The sequence below is a fragment of the Mycetocola sp. Y444 genome (assembly GCF_059445295.1).
This window is the reverse complement of sequence record NZ_JCAIUB010000003.1, coordinates 139,286-164,082: the sequence shown is the minus strand read 5'-3', so window position 1 is coordinate 164,082 and position 24,797 is coordinate 139,286. Positions and strand designations below refer to the sequence as shown.

Here is a 24,797-nt window from a genome sequence, read left to right as displayed (position 1 = left end):
CTAATCTCGCTGAGTTGACATGCGTGCATGTCGCAACACTGCGCGAGTGGCGGAATTGGCAGACGCGCTGGCTTCAGGTGCCAGTGCTCGAAAGGGCGTGGGGGTTCAAGTCCCCCCTCGCGCACAGTGAGTTTGATCGGCAAAAGGCCACCGGATCCCGGTGGCCTTTGTCGTTTCCGGCCCCGGTCAGCGCACCGACTTCCGCTCGTAGATCGCCATCGACCAGACGTACCCGACGACCGCGATGACAACGCACCACCCGATCGCCAGCGCCGGGTTCCAGCCGAGCGGAGTGCCGAGCAGCAGGCCTCGCACCGTCTCAATGAACGGTGTGAACGGCTGGTACTCGGCAAACCACCGCAGCCCGGCCGGCATTGAGTCCGTCGGGACAAAGCCGCTTCCGAGCAGCGGCAGGATGGTCAGGATGAGTGGCAGGTTGCTCGCGGTCTCAACCGACTTCGCCTGCATCCCCATCGCCACTCCGAGCCAGCAGAGTGCATAGGAGATGAGGGCGATCAGGCCGGCGGCTGCCAGCCATTCGATTGGACCCGCCGTCGGCCGGAACCCGATCAGCACGCCGACCCCGAGCACGAGCGCAACGGCGATGATCGCCTGGATGGTGTTGCCGAGCACATGCCCGGCGAGGACCGCCGCGCGCGAGATCGCCATGGTGCGGAAGCGCGCCGTGATTCCCTCGATCATGTCCATCGAGACAGTGATGGCGGCTCCCGTTATCGCTCCGCTGATCGTGATCAGCAGGATGCCCGGCATGACGTAGGCGGTGTATGCCTCGCGAGCCGTAGCGGGGTCAGCTCCGGGCAGGCCGGCTCCGAGCGTGCCGCCGAAGACGAACACGACGAGCAGCAGGGCAATGACCGGCCCAAGGATGGTGAACAGCGACAGGCCCGGGTAGCGAACCATGTGCAGCAGGTTGCGCCGCAGCATCGTCACCGAATCGGCGATGATGTGCGATTGGCGGCGGATGCCCGTGGCTGGGCCGGTGGCCGGGCGCGGTGCGGTGACTGTGGTCATGAGACTGTTCCTTTCGACGTGGCCCGGCTGGCCTGTTCCCTCTTCCCTGTCAGGGCAAAGAACACGTCATCGAGGTCGGGGGTAGTGATACTGAGGTCGTCGACGTCGACGTGAGCCGCATCGAGGCGGTCCAGGATGGTTCGCAGCGTTCGTATTCCGCCGGCACTTGGCACACTCAGCGCCAGGGCGGCATCATCGCGTTCCGCTCCCGCCAATATGCCGGAAGCGGCATCCAGTGCAGCGGCATCCGCGAATCGAAGCTGGACGCGTCCGCCGGGGACGAGGCGCTTGAGCTCCTCCGGGGTTCCATCGGCGACGATCCGGCCATCGTCGAGTACTGCGATTCTGTGTGCCAGCTCGTCGGCCTCATCGAGGTACTGGGTGGTGAGCAGTACTGTCGTGCCCTCCGCCACCAGCGCTCTGACAATGTCCCACATGGTGTGGCGACTCCGGGGGTCGAGGCCGGTCGTTGGCTCGTCGAGGAAGATCACGCTCGGGGTCGAGACCAGGGTCATGGCGAGGTCAAGCCGCCGCCGCATCCCTCCCGAGTAGGTGGCGAGAGGCTTGCGTGCCGCGTCGACCAGATCGAACTGCTCGAGCAGCTCGGCCACCCGGGCCTTCGAGCGTGTCGGGCCGAGGTGGCGGAGGCGGGCCATCAGCAGCAGGTTTTCCTCGCCGGTGAGCAGCCCATCGACGGCGGAGAACTGCCCGGTCAGGCCGATCGATGCACGGACGCCATCCTGCTGACGAAGGATGTCGAATCCGTTGACGGATGCCGAGCCGCCATCCGGACGGATGAGTGTCGACAGGATGTGTATCGCCGTTGTCTTGCCCGCCCCGTTGGGACCAAGGAGCGCGGTGACGGTACCCGCCTGGACGGAGAGGCTGACGTCGTCGAGGACGACCTTGTCGCCGTAGGACTTTCGGAGTCCGGTGACGTGGATAGCTGGCGTGTTTCCTGCGGTGTTCCCTGCGGTGCTCATTGGGGTGTTCCCTTCGAATCAGCCCGGCTTCATCGGGCGCGTTGAATGGTGATGTTGCCGAACTGGGTCCGCGCACGCACCGCGACGGTTTGTTCGGATGTGTCGGGTGCGGCGCCACCCTCGAGGTCGTTGCGCACGCGTCCGTCCCTGGATGACGCATCAAGCCAGGCGGGGATGCCGTCACGGACGCCGATGGAGATCTGGCCGAATCCGCTCTCGACCTGGATCGAGCCACTCGAGACCTCGCGCAATTCGATAGCGCCGTACGCAGTCTTCGCGGTCACCGACCCGAGTGCCCTCTCGATCTCGAGGTCACCGTACGAGAGCTTCGCCTCGAGTTCACCGCCGGATTCAGCGACCCTGATGTTGCCGTGGGACGACTTGAGCAACGCGTCGCCGGTCACGGTGCCGACGCGGATCTGGCCGTGATCCGCGGTGATCTCGGCACCGCCGTTCGCGGTTCCCACTGTTGTATTGCCGTGACCGGCGCGGAGCCACAGGTCGCCCGTCTGCTCCAGGTCAACGGCACCTGTCGATGCTTTGATCCGGGTGGCGCCGAGGCGGCCCCGTGAATTCAGGTTCCCGACCGAGATGTCGGCGGTGAGCCGTGACCCCGTCGGCAGTTCGACGGTCAGGTCGACAGACTCGGACGGCCCGATGAAGCTGAGTCTGGGCTTCGGACCGGTCACCGTCAGGCGTTGCCCGTCGAAATCGATCTTTGTCTCCTCGGCGCCCCGGCGGTCAACGGCCTTGGCGGGGTTGGTCGGTGACGCCGTCACGACGGTGTCTTCGCGGTCGCTCGCGACGACGGTGATTTCCCCGACCGGCAGCTTGATGGCGAGGTCTATGGGGTGTGGTGTGGTGAATCTGGGCATGCGTGCGCCTCCCTTTCTCTGGGCGTGCTTGACCGACCCCGTGGTGTCACGGGGCTCGTAATGTGGTGAGCCGGGCTTTTACCGCGCCCAGCCGGCGAAGTTGTCGCCGGTGCGCAGCGTTCGCTGTGCGTTTCGTCGTTGCTTGGGGGCGAGGGCGGCGGCAACCGCTCGGACCAGCCAGGTGTTGACCGACAGGCCGTCGGCGGCTGCCGCCTCGTCTACCCGCGCCTTGAGAGCGTCTGGCAGGCGAAGAGTGGTGCGTGAGGTGCTTGTGTCATCGAGATCGACCGCCGCGAGTGCGCGATCGTCGGTGTCGAGCTCCGGCGTGGGCTGCGTGACGACGAATTCAACGTCGCGCCCGCGCAGGCGCAAGTCAACCGATCCGGGGGCGAGATCGCGGGTGATTTCACCGACGGCGGCGGACAGCGCCTCGAGGAGCACGAGTCGCGTCGCGGAGTCCAGACCGGCTGCGAGCCGCTCGGCCACGGCGCGGGTGTCTTCCGCGCCGTTCGCGGCGGCATCCACCAGCTGGCGTTGGAGGTCAGTGACGTACGGCCCAAGTTCCATGACATCAGTGTGACACCACGATGGTGTCAGGTCAAGAGAAAAGTGGTGTCACCTCACACACCGCAAACACCACAGGAGATCACCGCGTGATTCGCGGGTGATCTCCTGTGGTGCGTCGGTGCTGTGCAGTTAGCCCCGTGGGTGGGTTTCGAGGTTGGTCCAGCGCGCGCGGAGGGCGTGTGCCGCGGCCTTCGGTTTACGGTCCCGAGTGAACACACCCTTCTTGTTTCCGTCCACGCGGATGATGCCAGCTGCGGTTTGGAAGTCAGCGAAGTTCCACACTTGCTCGCCGACGAAAGACTCGATGCGGTCGAACACGCGGTGGTTCATCTCGAGGTAGGCGGCCTGGTATTCCTCGGTCCATGGCTGATCAAATACCGAGTGCAGTCCTGTCACGGTGTCAGCACCGTATTCGGTCATGATCATGGGCTTGCCGTACTTCTCTTCCCAGCCTCGCAACTCGCCCTCGAGATGCTTCTCGGCCGAGGCGAGGTCGGCGTGGTCGATGTACCAGCCGTAATAGCGGTTGAGGCAGAGCACGTCGAAGAGGTCGGCGATGCGGTCCTGCTCGAAGGTGGCGAGCATCACGTTGACGAAGGTGATCGGGCGGGTCGGATCGAGCTCCCGGGTGAGCGTTGCGAGTGGCTCAAAGTACTCACGGGCGCCGTCAGAGCCGGAGTCAGGCTCGTTGGCGATCGACCACATCACGACGCTCGGGTGGTTCTTGTCGCGCGCGATGAGTTCGCGCAGTGCCTGGGCGTGTGCCTCACGAGTCTCGTCGTTGACGGTATCTGGCCCGAAGGTGGGCACAACGGGGCCGCCCAGGAAGCCGCCGATCACGGAAAAATTCAGTCCGACGGCCGCGGTCTCGTCGATGACGACGATGCCGTGCCTGTCGGCGTATTCGAGAACCTCTTCGGCGTATGGGTAGTGCGACGTGCGGAACGAGTTCGCCCCGATCCACGTCATCAGCTCGAAGTCGTGCACGAGGTAGGCGTCGTCGTGGCCCTTGCCGCGGACCGCTGTGTCCTCGTGCTTGCCGAAGCCGGTGAAGTAGAACGGCTCACCGTTGATGAGGAACTGGTTGCCACGCACCTCGACCGTGCGAACGCCGATCGCGAGGGGATAGCTGTCGATAACCTCACCGTCCTGGAGCACCTCGGCGACGAAGTCATAGAGGTAGGCAGCGCCGGGTTGCCAGAGCTGGACGTTTGGGATGTGGACAGTGCCGGTCGCGCCGTCCGCCTCGCCAACGACGGTGCCGGAGGCATCCGTGATCCGCACGCGTACATCGGCGTCGGATGTCGTGATGACGTCGTAGGTGACGAGGCCGTCGGCGCCGTCGACCCGAGTGTCGATTGTGACGTCGTCGACCCGGACCGCTGGGGCGCTGTACAACCACACCGAGCGGGCAAGGCCGGCGTAGTTGTAGAAGTCATGCAGGTAGGTCTGGCGTTTGCGGCCGTCGTCGCTGACCGTGACGTTGCCCGGCGGGATCGTGACGTTGGAGAGCATGTTGCTCACTCCGACGGTGAGGCGGAACTCGCCGCCGGGGGTCACCTGGTCGGTGATGTCGGCTTCGAACGGGGTGTAGCCGCCGACGTGCTCGACGACGAGGTCGTCGTTCACGTAGACCCGGCCCTCGTGCGTCGCTGCGTCGAAACGAACGAAGATGCGCTCGCCGGCCCAGCCCCGCGGCACGCGAACTGTGCGCTGGTACCAAACCCAGCCGACGTGGTCGCGGATGTTTGCGTCAACGAAAAGGTCGTTGTAGCTCGCGGGAACGGGAGCCTCGCGCGGCGTATCGAGGGTGGCCGACCACGGCGCGTCACCCGCTGTCGTGTCCGGGGCGAACCGCCACAGGCCGTCGAGGCGGACGAGTTCGCGAGTGGCGGTGGAGCGGGGCTTCAGCATGGGGGAAATCTCCTTGAGCGACATTGCTGGGCGAGCGGGACTGTGTCCCGTTGTGATCATCAAAGCAGAAGAGGGCGGATGCTGGCAAGCGGTTGCCAGCATCCGCCCTCTTCCAGGGTCAGGCCCGGTCTGCTACGGGTGCGAGCTCGGCCTCCTCACGGGCAGCCTGCCGAGCGGCGTCCTTCGGGTAAATGCGGTACATCAGGGTCCACAGCACCGCGTTGATCAGGTACGGCACCGAGATGAGCCAGAACATCAACGTCTCCAGCCCGAGCGCGTCGGCGAGGAAACCGAACGCGAGGCTGAACAGCGCAGCGAACAGACCCTGGACGAAGGAGAAGATGAGCGCGTATGCGGTCGCAACGACCTTCTTCGACACGACCGAGCCCACGATGGGAAGCACGGCGCCCGGGTGCCCGATCGAACTGACCAGGCCGGTGAGGAAGATCACGACGTAGATCGCGACACCCGTGCCCCAGTCGATCTGGAACAGCAGAGCGGTCGAGACTGCGAAGAGGACGAGGTATCCCTGCATCATCATGACCCGGCCTCGCGGGCCGAAGCGTCGTTCGAACCAGTCGCCGAGGAACCCACCGGCCAGGCCGCTGATGACAGCGCCGAGCATGTATACCGACATGAGGATCGCGGCGTCCGCCGTGCTCCAGCCGCGTTCGTCGACGAAGTAGGTGATGAAGAATGCGAACAGGACGAGGCTCGTGGTCAGGATAACCTGCACGGCCATGAAGAGGATCGTCTTCGTGCGCAGCAGGTCCCTCGCGGCGCGGAAGTTGAACTTCATGGCATCCGGATCGATCGCACCGACAGGGGTGTGCTTCAGCGGTTCGTGGACGAAGAGCAGAATGAAGACACCGGAGAGGACGCTGATTCCGCCCATCACGAACATTCCGTAGCGCCAGCCGTCGTCGATGTTGGCAAACTGCCCGATGATCGGTGTTGCAATGACCGAGGCGAGGGTTGCGATCGTGCGCAGCATGCCGAACGCCTTGCCCCGCTCCCTGGACGAGTACATGTCGACGACGAGGCCGTTGACGATGGGCTCTGACGCCACCGTGCCCAGGACGCCGATCGTGTACAGGACGAAGAGCTGCGTGGAGTCCTGCGCGAAGCCGGCGGCGATCGTCCACAGGCCCCACAGTCCGGTCGCGATGAAGAGGATCTTCTTCCGGCCGTAGCGGTCGGCGAGGGAGGCCCAGATCGGGCCAAACAGCATCCGCGCGAACCGGCTGATCGCCGTGAGGATACCCAGCGCGCTGGTCTGCAGGCCCAGGGCGTCGCGGATGACGGGGAAGAGCGTGTTGACGAGTCCGCCCTCGAACCCGTCGACGATGCTCGCAAAGCCAAGAGCGAGCAGGCCGCGACCTCGTCCCTTGGGCTTCTTCGGGACCGGCATGGCGGCCGTATTCGTCCCGTGCGTGGCCTGGGCCTGCGTAGCGTCGAGGGGCTTGTCCACCGACTTGTCGAGAGGCGTGCTCACCGCAGCACCTCCGCGCCAGGGGACTGTAACTGCAAGGCACGCATCCGAACTCCTTTGTCTGAAGATGCAATCGATGGGCGTCCGTCATCGGTGACGGCACCGGGGTAGTGCTTGGCGACCATTCAACGCCGGGCTGGGCCTTTTGTCAACCGATTGCCAAAATATTCCTCCCGTGCCGGATTTCTTGCGCCAGCATGCGAAACAAGCGGGTGCCAAATCACTGATGCCGAGGCGCGTTATCGTGCGGACCGCACGTCGTACGGTGACGGGAGGTCGAAGCGCTGTGCTGTGACGGGGGAAACCGGTGCAGGCTGGGCGCGCAAGCTGCACGCGATGGAGTCCGGCCCGGGCGCGGGCACAGGGATAATGGCCCCATGCCCAAGATCACGGCCCCGACCGTTGCGGAACACCGCATTCTTCAGCGTCGTGCGCTCCTCGACGCCGCGGAGTCGATCATCGCCGACGAGGGGGTCGCCAGCGTTACCCCGCGATCGGTCGGAGAACGCGCCGGGTTGTCCCGCTCGAGTTTCTACGAGTACTTCCCCTCGAAAGACGACCTCCTCGCCGCGATTGCCATTCAGGCGTTCGAGGAGTGGGTCGCGGAGCTCGAGACCGCGACCGCAGCGGTGTCTCCCGGACCTGACCGCCTCCACGCCTATGTCGATGCGACGATGCGCATGACGGCGGACGGCAAGCACTCCCTGGCAACCGGACTTCGCGACGCCGATCTCTCACCGAAGAGCCGGGACGCCATCATTGCGATGCACGACATGCTGCTGGCGCCGCTCAGGACCCTGCTTGAGGAGATGCAGATTCCGGATGCCGCGACGGCGGCCATGCTCGTCCAGGGCATGATCAACTCGGGCGTTCAGCTGGTCGGCCACGGCGTCCCGGCCGAGGAGGTCACCACCTCCATCAACGCGATGCTCGATTCCGGTATTCACGCCTGACGACGGCATCCGCCACGGTTGGCTGAGGTCCGCGCTCGCCGGATTCGTGTTATCGACACACTGTCGATAACATCGGGACCATGGAGATTCTGAAGAACGTCATACTCGCATTCCACATCATCGGCATAGCCAGTCTGCTCGGTGGTGTCCTGGTGCAGATCTCTCAGATCAAGCTCGGAAAGACGCGTATCGTCCCCGCCATCATGCACGGCGCCTGGCTGCTCCTCATCACCGGTGTTCTCCTCGTCGGACTCCAGTACCCGCTCGGACACGAGGTCAACAACCTCAAGATCACCGTCAAGCTCGTCGTGCTCATCGCCATCTTCGTGATCGCTTTCATGAATAAGAAGCGCGACGTGCTCGCCAGCTGGGTCATCCCCGCACTCGGCGGCCTGGCCGTCGCCAATATCCTCATCGCAACGGTCTGGAAGCAGTACAACTAGGACCACACGCGAACGAAGCGCCGGTCGGGTCAACACCCGACCGGCGCTTCGTGCATTCCCGGATGCCGGTCAGGCGAGCGTCAGAAAGAGCTTCTCCAGCTCGTCGACCGTCATCGGGTCGCTCTTCTCGCCCGTGCCACTGACGCAATCCTTCATCGCCGATGACACGATGGTGAAGCCCGCACGGTCGAGAGCTTTTGAGACGGCGGCGAGCTGGATGACGACGTCACGGCACTCAGCTCCAGACTCGACGGCGGCGATGACCGATGACAGCTGTCCCTGTGCGCGCTTGAGCCGATTCAATACCTTTTTCTGGTTGCCGGCGGAAGTTTCGGCGGCAGGTTCAGCGGGAACGGGTGCGGTGGGTGTCGACATGGGCGTCCTTACGCGAGTGAGGTAGCGGGAGGTGTGCGGTGGGCGCCGGTCTTCGGCGACGTGGCTGCCGTTCCGGCGAGCCAGGTGCGGTAGCCACCATCGAGGTTGCGTACGTCGTGGCCGAGCTGGACGAGGAGCCGCGAGGCGGTATGCCCGCGCTGCCCGACCTGGCAGTGGACGATGAGCGGAGCGTCCGGCACTTCAGCGTCGCGTTCACGGATCTCGTCGAGGGGCAGGTTAATTGCCCCCGGGATCGTGCCCCTGTCGAATTCACCCGCGGAACGAACGTCGATCAGGATCGCCCCGGCCGAAATTGCGTCATCGAGTTCGTGCCACTGGACGCTGCGGGTTGCCCCCGTTGCGAGGTTGTCGGCGACGTAGCCCGCCATGTTGACGGCATCCTTCGCCGAGCCGAACTGGGGCGCATACGCGAGCTCCAGTCGCGACAGCTGGGATGCTGTCAGACCGCCGGCCATCGCCGTGGCGATGACATCGATTCGCTTGTCGACGCCGGACCCGCCGACGATCTGGGCGCCGAGGATGGCATCCGTTTCAGCGTCGACGAGGAGCTTCATCGACATTTGTTCGGCGCCGGGATAGTAACCGGCGTGCGATGACGGATGCGTGTGGATGACGCGGTGTGGCCGGCCAGCGGCGAGCAGCCGGGCCTCGCTCCAACCGATCATCGCGATGGCAAGGCCGAAGAGTCCGACGATCGATGCGCCGAACGCGGGCACGCTCGGTTCAGCGATGCCGACGATGGCATCTGCGGCTGTCCTGCCGTGGCGGTTGGCGAGGCCGGCCATCGTCACGAGCGTCGCGCCATGGTCGATGGCGTCAGTTTTCTCAACCGCGTCCCCGACCGCGTAAATCGAGGGGTCACTCGTGCGCTGGAATTCATCGACGACGATGCCGCCGCTGGCCCCGATGGCAAGGCCAGCGTCGCGAGCGAGGGAGGAGTCGGGTCGCACGCCGCGTGCGTCGATGATGAGGTCGGCGGCGGCGACGGTTCCGTCGTCGAGGTGCACTTTGCCGGCGCGGATATCGGTGACCGTGGTGTGAACGCGCAGGTCGACACCGTGGTCGAGGAGCGCATCGATGACCGGGGCAGCCATCTCGGGATCCAGGGGGGACAGCGGACGGGGTCCGCGCTGGACGAGCGTCACGGCGAGTCCCCTGGCGACGAGGTTCTCGACCGCTTCGAGCCCGATGAATCCGGCTCCCATGACGACAGCGCGCGCGCTGTCGCCGACCTTATCGAGAACCGTGGCGATGGCATCCACGTCGTCGACGGTTCGCAGGGTGTGGATCGGGACGCCATTTCCGGGGAGAGTGCCGGTTACCGTTGCTCCAGCGGCCAGGATCAGGACGTCGTACGGCTCCGTGTGCGTGATTCCGTCGCGGATGCCGGTGACCTCTACCGTTCTGGATTCGCGGTTGATGCGAGTGACCTTCTGGAGTACCCGCGCATCGAGGCGAAAACGTGCGGCGAGTGAGGCGGGAGTCTGGAGGAGGAGGCTCTCCCGATCCTCGATGATTCCACCGACGTAATACGGCAGGCCGCAGTTTGCGAACGAGACATATGGCCCGCGCTCGAACACGACGATCTCCGCGCTCTCGTCGAGACGGCGCAGGCGGGTTGCCGCGGACATCCCGCCCGCGACACCTCCGATGATGACAATCTTCACAACGGTCCCGTTCCGCTTAGCGGCCGAATAGACGCGAGAAGAACCCGCCTGAGCTTCGCGTGTTCTCGTGACCCTGGCATCGGTCAGCGCGCGACACGCCCACCATGACCGCATCGACGTGCTGCCCGCAGCCCGCCCATGTCGTTTTTCCACAGGTCCTGCACGTCACAGCTCGGCACATCGTTTGAATTCTCCCTCGGTATTGGGGCGCCCGACGGGGTACCCGAAGCCAACGGTAAGATACCCCAGGGGGTATACAAAATCCACGCGGGAACTGTGATTACTTTGACAGGGAACCCTTAGCGCGGGGTCTTCGGCGGCGCCGTCGATGTCCGAACGACGAGTTCCGGAAAGAGCGGTTCGATGGCAACCGGCGCGCGCTTCTCGATCATGTCGATGACACGTGTTGCCGTTGCCCGACCGACTTTCTCGAACGGCTGCCGAACAGTGGTGAGCGCGGGTGCAGCGTATGCCGCGAGGGCTATGTCGTCGACGCTGACCACGGAGATCTCGTCAGGCACCGTACGACCCGCTTCGTGCAGGGCCCGAATTACACCGAAGGCCATCTCATCGCTGGAGACGAAGACAGCAGACGCGTCGGGGATCGCCGCGAGGGTCCGTCCTGCGCGATAGCCGGACTCAGGCGACCAGTCGGCCGGAATGACCGGCGGTGGGGTTATGCCGTGCTCTTCGAGCACTGCCTCCCATTCTTCGCGGCGGGCCTTTGACTCCTGCCAGAACTCAGCTCCGGAGACGTGCCACACCGAGCGGTGACCAAGCTCGAGCATGTGCTCGGTTGCCAGGCGCGCGATGGCGCGTTGATCGACGAGCGCGTCGATCCCTGTGCTGTCGAACTGGCGGTGTCCGACGGTGGGCGTCCGCTCGGTGCGGGTACCAAGGGCTTCCGCGAGGTAACCGACCGGCGCGAGAATAACGATCCCTTCAGAGCCCTGGCGCTCCAGCCGTTCGAACGCCTCAACGAACGCAGCAGGCGCAGAGTGTTGTGGAACGCTTGCGGTGGTAACCGTGTACCCCGATTCTGCCGCGACAGCTTCGACGCCGAGCAGAATGGCGCTCGTCGAATAGCGTCCGGACGAGACGAGGATGACCCCGAGGGTGCGGGTCCGGCCAGACGCGAGCGACGCGGCCGCCGCGTGGAGGCGATAACCGACGGCGTCGACGGCGTTCATTACCCGACGCGCGGTTTCAGGTCGCACGTTCGAATGACCGGAAATCACCCGTGACACCGTCTGGGCGGAGACCCCGGCCGCGCGCGCGACATCGACCTGACTTGGCGACCGATCCTCGGGTGAACGACGTGGCATGCCCACCATCGTAGTGAGCGTTCACTCCGCCGACGTCGCTCAACCGGGGAGCTGAGCAACCACGGTAATGTTAACGCAAACATTTCCTGAGGGCGATCCTGCCCGCGATCGGAGGACCGACGTACATGAGTGCGAACACCACCCGGGATGTCACTGTCTCGACAGCTGCCCTCACGTACAACGACAGCGTCCTTTTACGGGGAGGTCGGCCACACCGGATGCTCTCCGGCTCGGTCCACTACTTCCGCGTGCACCCGGCCCAGTGGGAGGACCGGCTGCGGCGCCTGGCCGCCATGGGCGCGAATACGGTCGACACCTACATTCCATGGAACTTCCATGAGCAAGTGGAGGGCGAGCCCGATTTCGACGGCTGGCGCGACGTCGAGAGCTACATCCGGCTCGCGGCCGAGGTCGGCCTCGATGTGTACGTGCGTCCAAGCCCCTACATCTGTGCCGAGTGGTCGAACGGTGGGCTGCCTACGTGGCTCACGGCTCGCACGCGTGCCCTCCGAACGAGCGACCCTGAATTTCTGCGAGCGGTCGACGCCTGGTATGACGAACTCCTGCCTCGCCTTGCGCCGCTGCAGGCGGTGCACGGCGGACCCATCGTCGCCATTCAGGTGGAGAACGAATACGGTTCGTACGGCTCCGATCGCGGCTATCTCGAACATCTTCGCGATGTGATTCGCGATCACGGCATCGTCGAACTGCTCACGACGGCCGATGGAACCACATCCGACATGGTGCGTAATGGCTCGATTGACGGAGTCATGCCAACGTTCACCTTCGGCACCGGCGTCGCGGCCGCCCGGGAGCTCCTTCCCGCAGCAACACCTCTCCTGTGCAGCGAGCTCTGGGGTGGATGGTTCGACCACTGGGGCGAGAAGCACCACGTACGGAAGGCCTCGAGCACGGCGGGAACCGTCGAAGAGCTTCTCGCAGCCGGCGGGTCGGTCAGCCTGTACATGGCTCACGGTGGCACGAACTTCGGGCTGTGGAGCGGAGCAAACTGGGATGGGGTGCTCCAGCCGACGATCACGAGCTACGACTCCGACGCACCCATTGCGGAGGACGGCCGCCTGACCGCCAAGTTTGACGCGCTCCGGGCGTTGTTCGCACCGTTCCACGACGGCCCGCTCCCTGAGCCGCCCGCCGAACCGCGTTTCCAGCCCGCGGCATCCGCACCGCTGGTGCCGGAAGCATCCCTCCTGGCTGTCGTGCGCTCGGTGGCGGCCGGTCCGGTGACCCCGCGGCCGCTGACCTTTGAGGAGCTCAGCGTCGCCGATGGGCTTGTGGCCTACGAAAGCGCGGTGGATCTGCCTGGCGAGACGATCCTCGCGATCGACGGCCTGCACGATCGGGCTGTCGTCTTCCTCGACGGTGAACGTATCGCCGTTCTCGAGCGCGACGGTCAAACGAGCGTGGCTCTCGAGGGGCCAGCACGGTCAGCGGTGCTCACCATCGTCGTTGAGAGCCTGGGTCGCATCAACTATGGCGCGAAGCTTGGTGAACGCAAGGGCATCCTGGGTGGAGTCCTCGTCGGTCGACGGCTGGTACACGGGTGGACCCACCGTGTGCTTCCGCTTGACGGCAGCGCCGTCGGAGGCGTGTCCGGTGCTGACGGATTCGCCAGCGCCCAGTTCGACCTCGACGAGGCCGCAGACGCCTGGCTCGCCTTCCCCGGCGGCGGTCGCGGCATGGTCTGGGTGAATGGCTTCCTCATCGGGCGCTACTCTGCGATCGGGCCACAGGAGACGCTCTACGCACCGGCACCGCTGTGGCGCGAAGGACGCAACGAAGTGCGCGTCCTCGATCTCGATCAGCTCGGCACCGCGGTCGAGATCCGTGACCGTGCTTCGCTGGGTGAGGTCGAGGAGTTCATCGGATCCTGATCGTTCCTGGTGGCAACCACCTCTGACAGACAAAACGAGAGAGGCCCCGCGGCGTAGCGCCGCGGGGCCTCTCTCGTTGATTGGGTCAGCCCTTCACTGCTCCGGCGGCGAGTCCCGACTGGAAGAACCGCTGCAGGCTGAAGAAGAGCAGGATGAGCGGGACGACCCCGAGCAGGGCGCCGAGCATGACCGCGCCCTTGTCCGGAGCAAAATAGCTGACCATGCCGAACAGCCCCAGGGTCACGGGCTTGAGCTCCTGCGATGACACCATCAACAGCGGAAGCAGGAAGTTGTTCCACGTGGCGACGAAGACGAACAGGAAGATCGTCACCATTGCCGGTCCGAGGAGCCGCAGGACGATGGTGAAGAAGATACGCGCTTCACCTGCCCCGTCGATGCGAGCGGCCTCAAGCAGCTCTGAGGGCACGGAGGACTCCGCGTAGACCATCGCCAGGAAGACTCCGAACGGTGAGACCGCTGACGGGATGATGATCGCCCAGGCCGTATCGACGAGGCCCAGCGCCTGGAACTCGAGATACAGGGGCACCGTCAACAGCGCGACGGGGAGGAGCAGCCCGCCCATGATGAAACCGACCGCCACCCGCTTGCCGGGGAAATCGAACTTGGCGATGGCGTATCCGGCCATGACAGCGAACAGGGTTCCGATCAGGCCGGCAGACAACGAGTAGAAGACGGAGTTGCCCACCCACTGCCAGAACATGCCCTGGGTCCAGCTCATCAGACTCTCGTAGTTGGTGACGAGGTTCCAGTCGGCGAACCAGAAGCCGAACGTCGACGACAGGTCTCGGTTGTTCTTCGTCGCGGCGAACATCACCCACACCACAGGGGCGACGAAGTACAGCGTTGCGACGACAAGGGCGCTGATACCGGCTATCCGTGCGACCGGGCCAGGGAGCACGGACTTCGGGGGGAGATCGACGACGGGTGCCTTTCGGCGGGGTTTCCGGGTGGTGACGAGGGCGCTCACGCGCTTGCTCCCTTCCGGCGCTGCAGCAGCGCGTAGACGATGGCGAGGGCTCCTGCGATAGCGGCCATGAGCAGCGAGTATGCCGAGGCTGGACCAGTGCCCGATGGGGAGATCGCACCCATCATCGAGTTGTACGTCAGCATCATCGGCGTGTACGCCTTACCCATCCATGGGTTGGCGGCTTCCATGACGACCGGCTCGTTGAACAACTGCACGGTGCCGATGATCGAGAGAAGCACGGCGAGGAGCGCCGCCGAGCGGACGAGCGGAACCTTGATCCTCATTGCGATCTGCCAGCCGCTCGCACCGTCGAGGCGGGCTGCTTCGTACAGCTCGCGTGGAACCGTCTGCAGCGCGGCGAGGAAGATGAGCATGTTGTAGCCCGTGTACGTCCAGGTGGTCATGTTCGACATCGAGAGCAGAACAGTGCCTGGACCCATGAGGTCGGTGCCTTCGGGCAGCAACTGCATGAAGGGGGAAACCTCAGGGGTGTAGAGGTAGAGCCACATCATGGCGGCGATGACGCCGGGGATCGCGTACGGCAAAAAGAAGGCCAGACGGAACACCGTGGGCCGGCGAACGATGAAGGAGTCGAGGAGGAGCGCGAGGGCAAGCGCAGCCACGATCATCACCGGAATTTGGAAGAGTGCGTAGAGCGTCACCCTCCCCATTCCCAGCCAGAAGACCTCGCTCCCCAGTGCGAGGGCGAAGTTATCGAATCCGACGAACGTGTCGACGACTTCACCACCGCCGTACAGGCCGTCCCCGCCTGGTTTCTGCGAGAAAAGCGCCGATCGGATCGACACTCCGATCGGAACGAGGAAGACGACGACGAACAGAACAGCGAATGGCGCCATGAACAGCCAGCCGGTTGTCGCCTGGGAGCCGAGACGGCGCTTGCGTTTCACCGCGGTCGGCCGCGGGGCCCTGGCAGCGGGTTCGGGTGGAGAGCTGTCCGGTACGGTGCGGGTGGTCATGGTCATCAGCTGTGGTCTCCTTCAACCAGGAACGGCCGGCGGACCACATCGATGTGTGGCCCGCCGGCGCGGTGTTCATACTGTTGTTTGCGTCACTTGGCGGTCGGAAGCCCGAGGTCTTCGAGAGTCTCGAGTGCCGTGGTCTTCGCTGTCGTAAAGATGTCAGCGACCGTCGCCGATCCACTCGCGACGTTCGAGGCTGTCTCGTTCATCTTGGTCAGCGAGGCGAAGCCCGGTGCGTAGACGAATTCGGGGTTCAGGTTCGCGGATGCCGTTGCCAGCTCCGCGAGAACATCCTGCCCACCGAACTGGCGGAGCATCTTTTCGCTCGTCTCGGGTGTGCCGTTGGCGGCGATGACGAGACCCTGCGAAGCGAGGTCGTCAGTCTGGGTGTTGAACCAGGCGTTGAAAGCCATCGCTTCCTGCGGGTGCTCGCAGCCCTTCATGACGGCGACGCCCGAGCCGCCGTCGGGGCCGGTGACCTCTCCTGCGCCGAAGTCCGGGAGCTGCGCAACGCGCCACTGGCCCTCAGCGGGTGTTCCGTCGAGCGAGTCGAGCAGGAAGCCTGCCTCCCACGCTGCTCCGACGTGACCGATGAGGGATCCGTCGTTCATTGCCTGGGTGAACCCTTCGCCCCAGCGCTCGGTCACGAGGGCCTGGTCGTTGTCGATGAGGCCCTGCCAGAATGCGGCAACCTTCTGGCTTCCCGGACCCTCTGAGTCGACGGTCCAGCCCTCATCCGTCGAACCGAACCAGACGTCGCCGGCAGCAGCAGACTGGGCGGACAGCCAGGAGAGCGCTTCGTCAGGCGTGAACGCTGCAGCGAACTTCCCCGCACCCGCCGCGGTTGCAGCCTGGGCGCCGAGCTCTTCGAGCGTCGCGGGCACGGTGAGTCCGAGCTCGGTGAATACGGTTTCGTTGTAGTAGTAAACGAGGGGGCCGGTGTCCTGCGGGAGTCCGACTACCGCGTCACCGACGGTCATCATCGCGTATGCGCCGGCGGAGAAATCGTCGGCGTACTTGTCAGCTTCCTCCGCGACGTCTTCGACGAGGCCCTTGACGAACATCTGCGGTACTTCGGAGTAGCCCACCTGGGCGAGGCAGCTCGCGTTGCCAGCTTTGACGTCGGTCTCGAGCTTCAGGATCATGTCGGTGGCCTGGCCGTCGAACTTGGTCGCCTTCACCTGGATGTCGGGGTTCTCTTCGTTCCACCGGTCGACGATCTCATTGACCGGGGTCATTCCTTCGCCATCGGGCAGGCGGTGAAGGTATTCGATCTCGACGGGCCCGTCAGAGCCTGCCGATGTGTTCGAACCCTCGGTGCTGCAGGCCGCAAGCCCGAAGGCGGAAATCGCCGCCACAGCCGTGACGGCTGTGAAACGCGCGAAGCGAGTCCTGGGTGTCATCTGTCGCTCCTCTTTGAGTGATACCGCCCCGGCTGGCGAGACGGATCGAATGCCGGCCCCAAGCGTTTCGTGCTTCGCCTCGCTGCCGAGCTATTGAATGTTTGCGCTAACACTACCGTGAAGGCGCACATAATCAAAGAAAAGAGACTGAAGCATCCTCAGGAAAGATAGCGCAACCACCACCGGGCCCCGGCCTGGTTCCAGTCAGGCTGGCGCCACCGCCTGGCGAGACGCCACGCGAAATCGGGCCGAATGTGCCGCTGGTCGACCCGGCGCGCGGGCTCAGCGCTCCTGTTGACCCGGCTCTGTTTGCCCGCGCTCGGCGGGGTTGTTCGCAAAACGGGTACCGATGAGGGCGAGGAACGCGCCGCCGACGATGATCCCGACAGTCAGCGCAACCGGGACGAAGAGGTCGTACGTCGCAGCCCACCATGCGAGCCACACGCCGACCAGCAGGTTGATCGAGGCCCAGAGCACGTTCTCGGCTGCCGATGCCGGCACTCGCCAGGGGACGCGGTGCAGGTACCCGGCGCTGCCCCGCGTGAGGTGCGGAACGGCGTTCGCGAGGAAGATGCTCGACAGTGCGGCGATGGCATAACCGATGACACTCATGGAAGTTCCCTACTCGTGGGGCGAAGAGAGCGCGGTGCAGACGAACTCTATCGCCGCCGCTCGGGCACGTTGCGGCGAGTGATCAGTGCCAGTTGATGTTCGACAGGGTGCGGGTGACGACGATCGGTTCGCCATTCATCTTCTGCGACAGGGCCTTGGCGGTTTCGATGGCAGAGCCGAGCGGATGTCCCAGGCCCACCCCCAGTCGGGAGGCCCCGACGCCGGCCATGATGGCGTCGAACGAGTCGACCCGGAATTCGTCCGTGGCCCCATACCGCCGGGGCCACAGACGGACGAGAGCGCCGTCGGCGACGACAGCGCGCTTCTCGAGCAGCATCAGGGTGGTGTAACCCATCGGAATCGTCTCCCAGGGTTTCTCCGGGTCGATGTCACCGAGAATGCTGGGCGTCACCCCTCGGTTCGTCGCGTACAGGCGAGCGGTCTCGTCGTGTTCGACATCGAATACCGACGGGGCATCCGCGAGCCAGTCGCTTCGTTCGATGCAGTTCTGCACGCTGACCGTGATCGGCGGGCGTGACCCTGCTCTCCACGCGGTGGTGTCCCTGATGACTGAGACCTCTCGATGTGGTGTCATGCCTCCAGTCAACAGCACACCGGCTGTTCGAACGGTTCAGCTGCCGACGTAGGTCGCGAGGTGCTCGCCCGTGAGGGTCGACCGGTGAGCGACGAGGTCGGCTGGCGTGCCCTCGAACACGATCCGCCCGCCGTCGTGACCCGCGCCGGGGCCGAGATCGATGATCCAGTCGGCGTGCGCCATCACCGCCTGGTGGTGTTCCACGACGATGACGCTCTTGCCCGAGTCGACGAGCCGGTCGAGCAGGCCGAGCAGATTCTCGACATCGGCGAGGTGCAACCCGGTCGTCGGCTCGTCGAGCACGTAGATCCCGCCCTTCTCGCCCATCTGGGTGGCGAGCTTGATTCGCTGCCGTTCTCCACCCGACAGCGTCGTCAGTGGCTGGCCCAGACTGAGGTACCCCAGGCCCACGTCGGACAACCGCTCGAGGATCACGTGTGCCGCCGGTGTCTTCGCATCACCCGAGCCGAAGAACTCCTCGGCCTCGAGCACACTCATCGCGAGCACCTCGCTGATGTCACGCCCGCCGAGTGTGTATTCGAGAACGGATGCCATGAACCGTTTCCCCTCGCACACTTCGCAGGGCGATTCGACGGTCGCCATCATGCCGAGGTCGGTATAGATCACACCGGCACCATTGCAGTTCGGGCACGCGCCCTCCGAGTTCGAACTGAACAGGGCGGGCTTCACTCCGTTGGCCTTCGCGAATGCCTTGCGGATCGGGTCGAGCATCCCGGTATAGGTTGCCGGGTTACTGCGGCGCGAACCCCTGATGGCGCCCTGGTCGATTGCCACCACACCGGCGCCGGGCGGAATCGAGCCGTGCACAAGCGAACTCTTGCCCGAACCGGCAACCCCGGTCATCACGACCAGCACGCCGAGGGGAATGTCGACGTCGACGTTCCTGAGGTTGTGCCTGGTCGCCCCTCTGATCTCCAGTGCGCCCGTCGGGCTTCGCACCTCGTCCTTGAGCGCGACCCGGTCGGAGAGGTGACGGCCGGTGAGGGTATCGCTCGCGCGCAACTCAGCGAGAGTGCCCTCGAAGCAGACGGTTCCGCCCGCGGTCCCTGCTCCAGGGCCGAGATCGACGATGTGATCGGCGATCGCGATCATCTCGGGTTTGTGCTCGACCACGAGCACCGTGTTCCCCTTGTCGCGGAGCCGCAGCAACAACTCATTCATTCGCTGGATGTCGTGGGGGTGCAACCCGATGGTCGGCTCGTCGAAGACATAGGTGACGTCGGTGAGTGACGAACCCAGGTGGCGAATCATCTTGGTGCGCTGCGCCTCACCGCCCGAAAGCGTGCCAGCGGGTCGATCGAGCGACAGATAGCCGAGGCCGATCTCCACGAAGGAGTCGAAGATGTGCTGGAGAGCGCCGAGCAACGGGGCCACGGACGGCTCGTCGAGTGACCGCACCCAGCCGGCGAGGTCACTGATCTGCATCGCACACGCCTCGGCGATGTTGACGCCGTCGATGCGCGACGACCGTGCGCCCTCGTTGAGCCGTGTGCCTCCACAATCGGGGCAGGTGGTGAACGTGACGGCCCTGTCGACAAACGCACGGATGTGGGGCTGCATCGCCTCCCGGTCCTTCGAAAGGAGTGACTTCTTGATCTTCGGGATCAGACCCTCGTAGGTCATGTTCATCGACTGGAGCGAGATCTTCGTCTGCTCCTTGTACAGAAAGTTGTCGCGCTCCTTCGCGGTGTAATCACGGATTGGCTTGTGGGGATCGACGAATCCCGACTCCGAGTAGATTCGCACCATCCAGCCGTCTGCCGTGTATCCGGGAATGGTCAGCGCGCCATCGGCCAGCGATTTGGAGTCGTCGAACAGCTGGGTCAGGTCGATGTCGTTGACCGTGCCCATGCCCTCACAGCGCGGGCACATGCCGCCGGTGATGGCGAAGTCACGGCGTTCCTTGATGGTCTTGCCGCCGCGCTCGAGCGTCACAGCGCCCGCGCCCGAAATCGAGGCGACGTTGAAGGAGAACGCCTGAGGCGGGCCGACATGCGGCTGGCCCACCTTGCTGAACAGAATCCGCAGCAGGGCGTTCGCGTCCGTCGCCGTGCCGACCGTGGAGCGGACGTTCGCGCCCATTCGTTCCTGGTCGACGATGATCGCGGTCGTGAGTCCCTCGAGCACGTCGACGTCCGGCCGGGCGAGGTTTGGCATGAAGCCCTGGAGAAAGGCGCTGTAGGTTTCGTTGATCATCCGCTGCGACTCCGCGGCGATGGTGCTGAAGACCAGCGAACTCTTTCCGGAGCCGGAGACCCCGGTGAACACCGTGAGCCGACGTTTCGGCAGGTCGAGACTGATGTCCCTGAGGTTGTTCTCGCGGGCTCCCTGCACCCGGATCCTGGTGTGCCCGTCGGCGAGGTGTTGATCCTCGGCCACTAGCGAAGCTCCTGCAGGCGAATCAGGTTACCCGCCGGGTCACGGAATGCGCAGTCACGGATGCCGTATGGCTGGTCGGTCGGTTCCTGGACGATTTCGGCGCCGCGAGCCTCGAGAGCCGCGAAGGCGTCATCCAGGTCGGTGGTGGCGAGGTTCACGCCGAAGTAGCTGCCCTTGGCAATGAGATCGAGGATCATCCGGCGTTCGTCTTCGGTGAAGTCAGGAGATGCGACCGGCGGCATCAGGACGATCGAGGTATCCGGCTGGTTCGGCGGTCCGACAGTGATCCAGCGCATATCCGCATAGCCGACATCGTTGCGAACCTCGAAGCCGAGGACGTCACGATAGAAGGCGAGCGAGGCGTCAGGGTCGGTCTGGGGAAGAAATGATTGGTGGATTGTGATGTTCATGATCGTCACGCTAGCTCCGGCTGTCGTGCTCGTGCTTCTCGATTCCTGACCGGTCTCGTCACCTGTTTTGCCACACACGGCGCCAGGCCCGTCGATGGGTGGATGGGCTCTCGCCGATAGACACTCGGAGGAACCCCAACCAGTTCGGTGAACCGGGTGCTGAAGGTGCCGAGCGAGGAGCAACCGACGCTGAAGCACACCTCGGTGACGCTCAGGTCGCTGTTGCGCAGCAGCGCCATCGCCCGTTCGATGCGACGGGTCATGAGGTAGGAGTACGGGGAGACGCCATAGGCGAGGCGGAATTGGCGGCTCAGATGCCCGGCCGAGAGGTGCGCACCCCTCGCGAGCCCCTCGACATCGAGCGGCTTCGCGTACTCACGATCGATCCGGTCCCGCACGCGACGCAGAATTGCGAGGTCGGCGATGCGCTGCTTCTCGGCGGTACTGCTGGTCACACGCCCGATCGTGCCACGTCCGATTCGGCTTGTCCACCGCCCCTCGTGCGACCGGAGCGGTGGGTAGCTCTGCCCGGAACTAGCCGGAGCCCCGCATTCCGGGCTCGAGCGCCCGCGCCTTTCCAGCCGCGCGATACCACTGCAGACACAGGATCACGATGAGTGCGGCATCCGCCACATCACCGCCGTAATACATCAGCACGCTGCCCGACTGGGCTTCGGCGGCGGAAACCCCGGCCGGCGGATGCGCGTACAGATACTTGGAGAGGATGCCGTGACCGGCGAGGGCGGCCACCAGGACCACGGCTCGTAACGGGTAGCTCGCCCGGTGGGGGTTCGGGTCGACGCCGATGAGTGACGCGACCAGGAGATAACCGGCGATGACGAAGTGCGCCGTGACCAGGAGGTGGAAGAACGAGCTCGATTGCATCAGCTCGTACAGCTGTGTTGTGTAAAGCAGCCAGAGGCTGCCCACATTGATCACCGCTGCCGTCACCGGGTGCACCAGGAACCTGGCCGGGCGGCTCCGGAGCAGCCGCGACAGGCGGCGCGCCTGTCGAACATCGAGAGCTCGCAGCGCGAGGGTCACCGGGGCGGCAACGACGAGAAAAAGCGGTGCGACCATGCCGGCGAGGAGGTGGCCAAGCATGTGGGCGGTGAAGCTCTCGTGTCCGGCGGTCGCGAGCGGTCCGATCAGGGAGGCCGTGACAACGAGAAGTCCCGCAACCCAGCAGATCGTGCGCCAGAGCGGCCAGCTCCGGCCCTGACGCCGTGCCGCACGGATGCCGCCGAGATACAGTCCCGCCGCGGCCGTTATGACGAGGGCAACAGCGAGATCGAGAGCCGCGATGCCTGGTTCGCCGTGGCCGTGCATTGTCACGTCGAGCGAGCTGTCCCGCGCCGGGTCATCACGAGAAGCACGATTCCGGCGACGAGCATCAGGATTGCGGTGACGTTCCAGACCAGGTCATAGATGAAGACGTCGGGGACGTACCGGATCTGGTGGATACCGAACAGCTTGTGCTGGACCGTGCCGTCGTACAACTGGAATGCACCGGCGCCGACGAGGATGCCACCCAACCACCGCCGTGGCCAGAGCGCATTCCGGCGCCTGAGGTCGGCGAAGAGGAAGAGTCCGGCGATCGTGGCGAACCAGCTGATGGCGTGGAAGATGCCGTCGGAAACGAGGCCGACGTCCGGTGTGCCGAGATCGTAAAAATGGTGCCAGTGAAGCAACTGGTGGAACACCGCTTCGTCGATGAAGGCAACGATCCCCACGCCGAACAGAACCCCGGACCAGGCGTTCTGGGCCGAGCGGGCCGCACGGGCCTCACGGGCGTCAGGCTTGTTCGCTGTCATTGGGGCGGATGCCATGGAAAATCCTTCGGGTCACGTGGGGAGCTTCCACCCTCGCTCGCTGCCGACGGAAAAGAAAGGCGTTCCCATCCGGCCGGGCATCTGTTAGCGCGCGCGAAGTACCCGGGGGCGTTCGAGCCGGGTGTCGCTCAGTAGACGAATCTCAGGGCGAGTGCACAGGCGATGGACTGCGACTCGATCTCGGCGTAGTCCAGCACCTCGCCGGTCGACACTTCCTCGCGGGCACCGAACAGTTCGGCGGCACGGTGGGCAACCAGCGCCGCGTCGACGTCACCGGTGATGTCCACAGCGTTGATGCTGAGGTTCATGCCGTACTCGTTGGTGGCCTGGCGACTGGTCCTGGTGATCACCGACACGACCTCGCGATCGAGGCTCGCCTTGAGTGAGACGTCGGAACCGCGCGCGAGCACGAGTACCTGCGCGGGCTGCGCGAGGAGAGGAAGGAGGGTGTGGAGGGTCGCTGAGAGTGTCGCCGCGAATTCCTTGCGGGCCCGGCGATCGGCGAGTCCGGCCGTATCGACGGTGAGAACCACTCCCGTTGCCTCGTTCTCATGGAGCGACGCGGCGCAGGCAGAGATCTCTCGGGCGCGGATGGTGTCGACGCCGTGGTCAGAGAGTTCAGACACGATGGCCTCGAACGCGCCGCCCTCGTCACCGAGCACCATGACGCGAGGCGTTGCCTCGGCGTACGACGAGCCGGGCCTGGCGCGAGCGGGAGCTTCGATGTTCACGCGGAACGCTTCCCAGTCGACAGCCGGTGAATCGGAGTCGACTCCGCCTGACCCGTCGCGAGCGATGGTTGCTGACCTGACTTTCCCGAACACGAGGGTCGAGCTTACACACAGAGCGCCAGATTCCATACGCGGCTCCCATCGAAACCTCAGGAACAGCATCGGCCCGCGGTTTCCCGCGGGCCGATGCTCACATCACGCTGTGCTTACGCGGCGGACCAGCCACCGTCGCTCGCGAGGATGACACCGTTGACATTCACGCCGTCATCACTGAGGAGGAAGGTGATCGACGCCGCGAGAGCGTCGCTCTCGACAGCATCCGGCATGACCGCCATTCCTGCGCGAACCCGCTGTGCGCCGAGCTCTGACGCGAACGTGGCTTCGATGTTCGTGATCGTCGGTCCTGGTGCAACAGCGTTGACGCGCAGGCCGCTCGGCCCGTACATGAACGCGCTGCTCTTGGTCAGGCCAACGACGGCGTGCTTCGACGCCGTGTACGCCGCGCCCGCAGCCGAGCCGCGAAGGCCGGCCTCCGACGCAACGTTGACGATCGAGCCGTACTCGCGAGCGAGCATGAACGGTGCAACGGCCCGCATGAGCTTCATTGTTCCGTCGACGTTGATCGCGAAAACGCGCTTCCAGACCGAATCGGAGATCTCGTGCACGGGCGTCATGTCGTCCATGATTCCCGCAACGTTGGCGAGGGCGTCGACGGTTCCGCCGGCCGCCTCGATGATCGAGGCGATCGCGGCATCGTCGGTGATGTCGGCAACGACGGGCACGACCTCGGCATCGGGCAGTTCAGCGACGAGCTCGTCCAGGCGCTCGCTGGAGATATCGACGGCGATAACCCGTCCGCCCTCGCGGGCAACGCGCGACGCGGTTGCGCGACCGATGCCGGAACCAGCGCCGGTCACGATGACGGTCTTTCCGGTGAAGCGACCAGTGCTGATGCGTTCGACCCACTGCGGGCGCTCAACCGGTGCTGCTGCCGGCGCGGCTGACCCGGCCGCTGCCGGTGCGGCATCCGTTCCCGGTGCGGACTGGGATACGTCACCAGCGGCGGCGCGCTCGACGAGGTCATCGAGCATCTCCTGGGTGAATGAGCCCTTGCTGAGCTTGACGAGGCGCTTGATGGCGAGGCGACGGACGGGGCGCATGACCTCGGGGGTCTGTCCGCCCTGGGCGAGCATGTCGCGGAGGATGGCGCCGCCGACGGGGTGGTCGATCCAGGTGCCGATCGCGGAGTCGGCGGTAAGGGGAGTGGCCGTGTTTGTCATGTGCTTCTTCCTGTCGGAGGTACATAC

Annotated in this window: 25 protein-coding genes and 1 tRNA gene; 4 read left to right on the top strand and 22 right to left on the bottom strand. The window is 64.9% G+C overall.

Annotated elements, in window-relative coordinates:
- Positions 1-40 precede the first annotated feature (40 nt).
- Positions 41-124 (top strand) — tRNA-Leu (locus AC1C2M_RS12245).
- A 62-nt stretch (positions 125-186) separates the two neighbouring features.
- Here the strand turns inward: AC1C2M_RS12245 and AC1C2M_RS12240 are convergent.
- The 6 genes from AC1C2M_RS12240 to AC1C2M_RS12215 form a co-directional block, all read right to left on the bottom strand.
- Positions 187-1,032 carry an ABC transporter permease gene (locus tag AC1C2M_RS12240; protein WP_483406553.1) on the bottom strand — a complete coding sequence of 282 codons (846 nt, stop codon included), beginning with the start codon at positions 1,030-1,032 and terminating at the stop codon, positions 187-189.
- Positions 1,029-2,015, bottom strand: a complete 987-nt coding sequence (locus AC1C2M_RS12235) for an ATP-binding cassette domain-containing protein (protein WP_483406554.1) — start codon at positions 2,013-2,015, stop codon at positions 1,029-1,031. The genes AC1C2M_RS12240 and AC1C2M_RS12235 overlap by 4 nt, the downstream gene beginning before the upstream one ends.
- A gap of 29 nt (positions 2,016-2,044) precedes the next feature.
- Positions 2,045-2,890, bottom strand: coding sequence for a DUF4097 family beta strand repeat-containing protein (locus AC1C2M_RS12230; protein WP_483406555.1), 846 nt, complete (start codon positions 2,888-2,890; stop codon positions 2,045-2,047).
- Positions 2,891-2,968: 78 nt separating this feature from the next.
- Entirely contained in the window at positions 2,969-3,457 is a 489-nt protein-coding gene (locus AC1C2M_RS12225) for a histidine kinase (protein ID WP_483406556.1), read from the bottom strand.
- Positions 3,458-3,586: 129 nt separating this feature from the next.
- On the bottom strand, positions 3,587-5,371 hold the full coding sequence (gene uidA / locus AC1C2M_RS12220; protein ID WP_495436736.1) for a beta-glucuronidase: 1,785 nt from the start codon (positions 5,369-5,371) through the stop codon (positions 3,587-3,589).
- Between the two features lie 118 nt (positions 5,372-5,489).
- Positions 5,490-6,866, bottom strand: coding sequence for an MFS transporter (locus AC1C2M_RS12215; RefSeq protein ID WP_495436734.1), 1,377 nt, complete (start codon positions 6,864-6,866; stop codon positions 5,490-5,492).
- Between the two features lie 374 nt (positions 6,867-7,240).
- Here AC1C2M_RS12215 and AC1C2M_RS12210 point away from each other — a divergent pair, with 374 nt between their 5' ends.
- Together AC1C2M_RS12210 and AC1C2M_RS12205 are read left to right on the top strand one after the other, a co-directional pair.
- Positions 7,241-7,816, top strand: a complete 576-nt coding sequence (locus AC1C2M_RS12210; protein WP_495436732.1) for a TetR/AcrR family transcriptional regulator — start codon at positions 7,241-7,243, stop codon at positions 7,814-7,816.
- 80 nt (positions 7,817-7,896) lie between these two features.
- Complete coding sequence (locus AC1C2M_RS12205) at positions 7,897-8,259, top strand: hypothetical protein (RefSeq protein ID WP_483406560.1); 363 nt, start codon at positions 7,897-7,899, stop codon at positions 8,257-8,259.
- A 69-nt stretch (positions 8,260-8,328) separates the two neighbouring features.
- On the opposite strand, the gene AC1C2M_RS12200 is transcribed toward AC1C2M_RS12205, so the two are convergent.
- From AC1C2M_RS12200 to AC1C2M_RS12185, 4 genes are all read right to left on the bottom strand, one after another.
- Entirely contained in the window at positions 8,329-8,634 is a 306-nt protein-coding gene (locus tag AC1C2M_RS12200; protein WP_495436730.1) for a metal-sensitive transcriptional regulator, read from the bottom strand.
- A gap of 8 nt (positions 8,635-8,642) precedes the next feature.
- Positions 8,643-10,322, bottom strand: a complete 1,680-nt coding sequence (locus AC1C2M_RS12195) for an FAD-dependent oxidoreductase (RefSeq protein WP_495436728.1) — start codon at positions 10,320-10,322, stop codon at positions 8,643-8,645.
- Between the two features lie 16 nt (positions 10,323-10,338).
- On the bottom strand, positions 10,339-10,503 hold the full coding sequence (locus AC1C2M_RS12190) for a DUF8730 family Cys-rich protein (RefSeq protein ID WP_495436726.1): 165 nt from the start codon (positions 10,501-10,503) through the stop codon (positions 10,339-10,341).
- A 118-nt stretch (positions 10,504-10,621) separates the two neighbouring features.
- Entirely contained in the window at positions 10,622-11,647 is a 1,026-nt protein-coding gene (locus tag AC1C2M_RS12185) for a LacI family DNA-binding transcriptional regulator (RefSeq protein ID WP_495436724.1), read from the bottom strand.
- A 125-nt stretch (positions 11,648-11,772) separates the two neighbouring features.
- Here AC1C2M_RS12185 and AC1C2M_RS12180 point away from each other — a divergent pair, with 125 nt between their 5' ends.
- Positions 11,773-13,539: a glycoside hydrolase family 35 protein gene (locus AC1C2M_RS12180; protein ID WP_495436722.1), complete on the top strand. Its 1,767-nt coding sequence runs from the start codon at positions 11,773-11,775 to the stop codon at positions 13,537-13,539.
- An 85-nt stretch (positions 13,540-13,624) separates the two neighbouring features.
- Here the strand turns inward: AC1C2M_RS12180 and AC1C2M_RS12175 are convergent, their stop codons facing one another.
- The 12 genes from AC1C2M_RS12175 to AC1C2M_RS12120 all read right to left on the bottom strand — a co-directional run bounded on the left by AC1C2M_RS12175 (position 13,625) and on the right by AC1C2M_RS12120 (position 24,770).
- Positions 13,625-14,527 (bottom strand): carbohydrate ABC transporter permease, encoded by a 903-nt coding sequence (locus AC1C2M_RS12175; protein ID WP_483406565.1) that lies wholly within the window; start codon positions 14,525-14,527, stop codon positions 13,625-13,627.
- Complete coding sequence (locus tag AC1C2M_RS12170) at positions 14,524-15,510, bottom strand: carbohydrate ABC transporter permease (protein WP_495433198.1); 987 nt, start codon at positions 15,508-15,510, stop codon at positions 14,524-14,526. Before AC1C2M_RS12170 ends, AC1C2M_RS12175 begins: the two co-directional genes overlap by 4 nt.
- A gap of 86 nt (positions 15,511-15,596) precedes the next feature.
- Positions 15,597-16,910: an ABC transporter substrate-binding protein gene (locus AC1C2M_RS12165; RefSeq protein WP_495436720.1), complete on the bottom strand. Its 1,314-nt coding sequence runs from the start codon at positions 16,908-16,910 to the stop codon at positions 15,597-15,599.
- A gap of 282 nt (positions 16,911-17,192) precedes the next feature.
- The gene (locus tag AC1C2M_RS12160) at positions 17,193-17,522 is read right to left on the bottom strand and encodes a hypothetical protein (protein WP_483406568.1); all 330 of its coding nucleotides are present in this window, start codon (positions 17,520-17,522) and stop codon (positions 17,193-17,195) included.
- An 82-nt stretch (positions 17,523-17,604) separates the two neighbouring features.
- Entirely contained in the window at positions 17,605-18,117 is a 513-nt protein-coding gene (locus AC1C2M_RS12155; protein ID WP_495436718.1) for a hypothetical protein, read from the bottom strand.
- Between the two features lie 36 nt (positions 18,118-18,153).
- Positions 18,154-20,517, bottom strand: coding sequence for an ATP-binding cassette domain-containing protein (locus AC1C2M_RS12150; protein ID WP_495436717.1), 2,364 nt, complete (start codon positions 20,515-20,517; stop codon positions 18,154-18,156).
- Positions 20,517-20,927 (bottom strand): VOC family protein, encoded by a 411-nt coding sequence (locus AC1C2M_RS12145; RefSeq protein ID WP_495436715.1) that lies wholly within the window; start codon positions 20,925-20,927, stop codon positions 20,517-20,519. The genes AC1C2M_RS12150 and AC1C2M_RS12145 overlap by 1 nt, the downstream gene beginning before the upstream one ends.
- A gap of 5 nt (positions 20,928-20,932) precedes the next feature.
- Positions 20,933-21,382 carry a helix-turn-helix transcriptional regulator gene (locus AC1C2M_RS12140; protein WP_495436713.1) on the bottom strand — a complete coding sequence of 150 codons (450 nt, stop codon included), beginning with the start codon at positions 21,380-21,382 and terminating at the stop codon, positions 20,933-20,935.
- 79 nt (positions 21,383-21,461) lie between these two features.
- Entirely contained in the window at positions 21,462-22,256 is a 795-nt protein-coding gene (locus tag AC1C2M_RS12135) for a cytochrome c oxidase assembly protein (RefSeq protein WP_495437552.1), read from the bottom strand.
- Positions 22,257-22,258: 2 nt separating this feature from the next.
- Positions 22,259-22,756, bottom strand: a complete 498-nt coding sequence (locus AC1C2M_RS12130) for a DUF2243 domain-containing protein (protein WP_495436711.1) — start codon at positions 22,754-22,756, stop codon at positions 22,259-22,261.
- A 131-nt stretch (positions 22,757-22,887) separates the two neighbouring features.
- Entirely contained in the window at positions 22,888-23,619 is a 732-nt protein-coding gene (locus tag AC1C2M_RS12125; protein ID WP_495436709.1) for a hypothetical protein, read from the bottom strand.
- Between the two features lie 77 nt (positions 23,620-23,696).
- Positions 23,697-24,770, bottom strand: a complete 1,074-nt coding sequence (locus AC1C2M_RS12120) for an SDR family NAD(P)-dependent oxidoreductase (RefSeq protein ID WP_495436707.1) — start codon at positions 24,768-24,770, stop codon at positions 23,697-23,699.
- Positions 24,771-24,797: the final 27 nt, after the last annotated feature.

Coding starts and splice junctions, on each gene's coding strand:
- AC1C2M_RS12240 (WP_483406553.1), bottom strand. CDS start 1,032: ATGACCACAGTCACCGCACCGCGCCCGGCCACCGGCCCAGCCACGGGC.
- AC1C2M_RS12235 (WP_483406554.1), bottom strand. CDS start 2,015: ATGAGCACCGCAGGGAACACCGCAGGAAACACGCCAGCTATCCACGTC.
- AC1C2M_RS12230 (WP_483406555.1), bottom strand. CDS start 2,890: ATGCCCAGATTCACCACACCACACCCCATAGACCTCGCCATCAAGCTG.
- AC1C2M_RS12225 (WP_483406556.1), bottom strand. CDS start 3,457: ATGGAACTTGGGCCGTACGTCACTGACCTCCAACGCCAGCTGGTGGAT.
- uidA (WP_495436736.1), bottom strand. CDS start 5,371: ATGCTGAAGCCCCGCTCCACCGCCACTCGCGAACTCGTCCGCCTCGAC.
- AC1C2M_RS12210 (WP_495436732.1), top strand. CDS start 7,241: ATGCCCAAGATCACGGCCCCGACCGTTGCGGAACACCGCATTCTTCAG.
- AC1C2M_RS12205 (WP_483406560.1), top strand. CDS start 7,897: ATGGAGATTCTGAAGAACGTCATACTCGCATTCCACATCATCGGCATA.
- AC1C2M_RS12200 (WP_495436730.1), bottom strand. CDS start 8,634: ATGTCGACACCCACCGCACCCGTTCCCGCTGAACCTGCCGCCGAAACT.
- AC1C2M_RS12190 (WP_495436726.1), bottom strand. CDS start 10,503: ATGTGCCGAGCTGTGACGTGCAGGACCTGTGGAAAAACGACATGGGCG.
- AC1C2M_RS12185 (WP_495436724.1), bottom strand. CDS start 11,647: ATGCCACGTCGTTCACCCGAGGATCGGTCGCCAAGTCAGGTCGATGTC.
- AC1C2M_RS12180 (WP_495436722.1), top strand. CDS start 11,773: ATGAGTGCGAACACCACCCGGGATGTCACTGTCTCGACAGCTGCCCTC.
- AC1C2M_RS12170 (WP_495433198.1), bottom strand. CDS start 15,510: ATGACCATGACCACCCGCACCGTACCGGACAGCTCTCCACCCGAACCC.
- AC1C2M_RS12165 (WP_495436720.1), bottom strand. CDS start 16,910: ATGACACCCAGGACTCGCTTCGCGCGTTTCACAGCCGTCACGGCTGTG.
- AC1C2M_RS12160 (WP_483406568.1), bottom strand. CDS start 17,522: ATGAGTGTCATCGGTTATGCCATCGCCGCACTGTCGAGCATCTTCCTC.
- AC1C2M_RS12155 (WP_495436718.1), bottom strand. CDS start 18,117: ATGACACCACATCGAGAGGTCTCAGTCATCAGGGACACCACCGCGTGG.
- AC1C2M_RS12145 (WP_495436715.1), bottom strand. CDS start 20,927: ATGAACATCACAATCCACCAATCATTTCTTCCCCAGACCGACCCTGAC.
- AC1C2M_RS12135 (WP_495437552.1), bottom strand. CDS start 22,256: ATGCACGGCCACGGCGAACCAGGCATCGCGGCTCTCGATCTCGCTGTT.
- AC1C2M_RS12130 (WP_495436711.1), bottom strand. CDS start 22,756: ATGGCATCCGCCCCAATGACAGCGAACAAGCCTGACGCCCGTGAGGCC.
- AC1C2M_RS12125 (WP_495436709.1), bottom strand. CDS start 23,619: ATGGAATCTGGCGCTCTGTGTGTAAGCTCGACCCTCGTGTTCGGGAAA.
- AC1C2M_RS12120 (WP_495436707.1), bottom strand. CDS start 24,770: ATGACAAACACGGCCACTCCCCTTACCGCCGACTCCGCGATCGGCACC.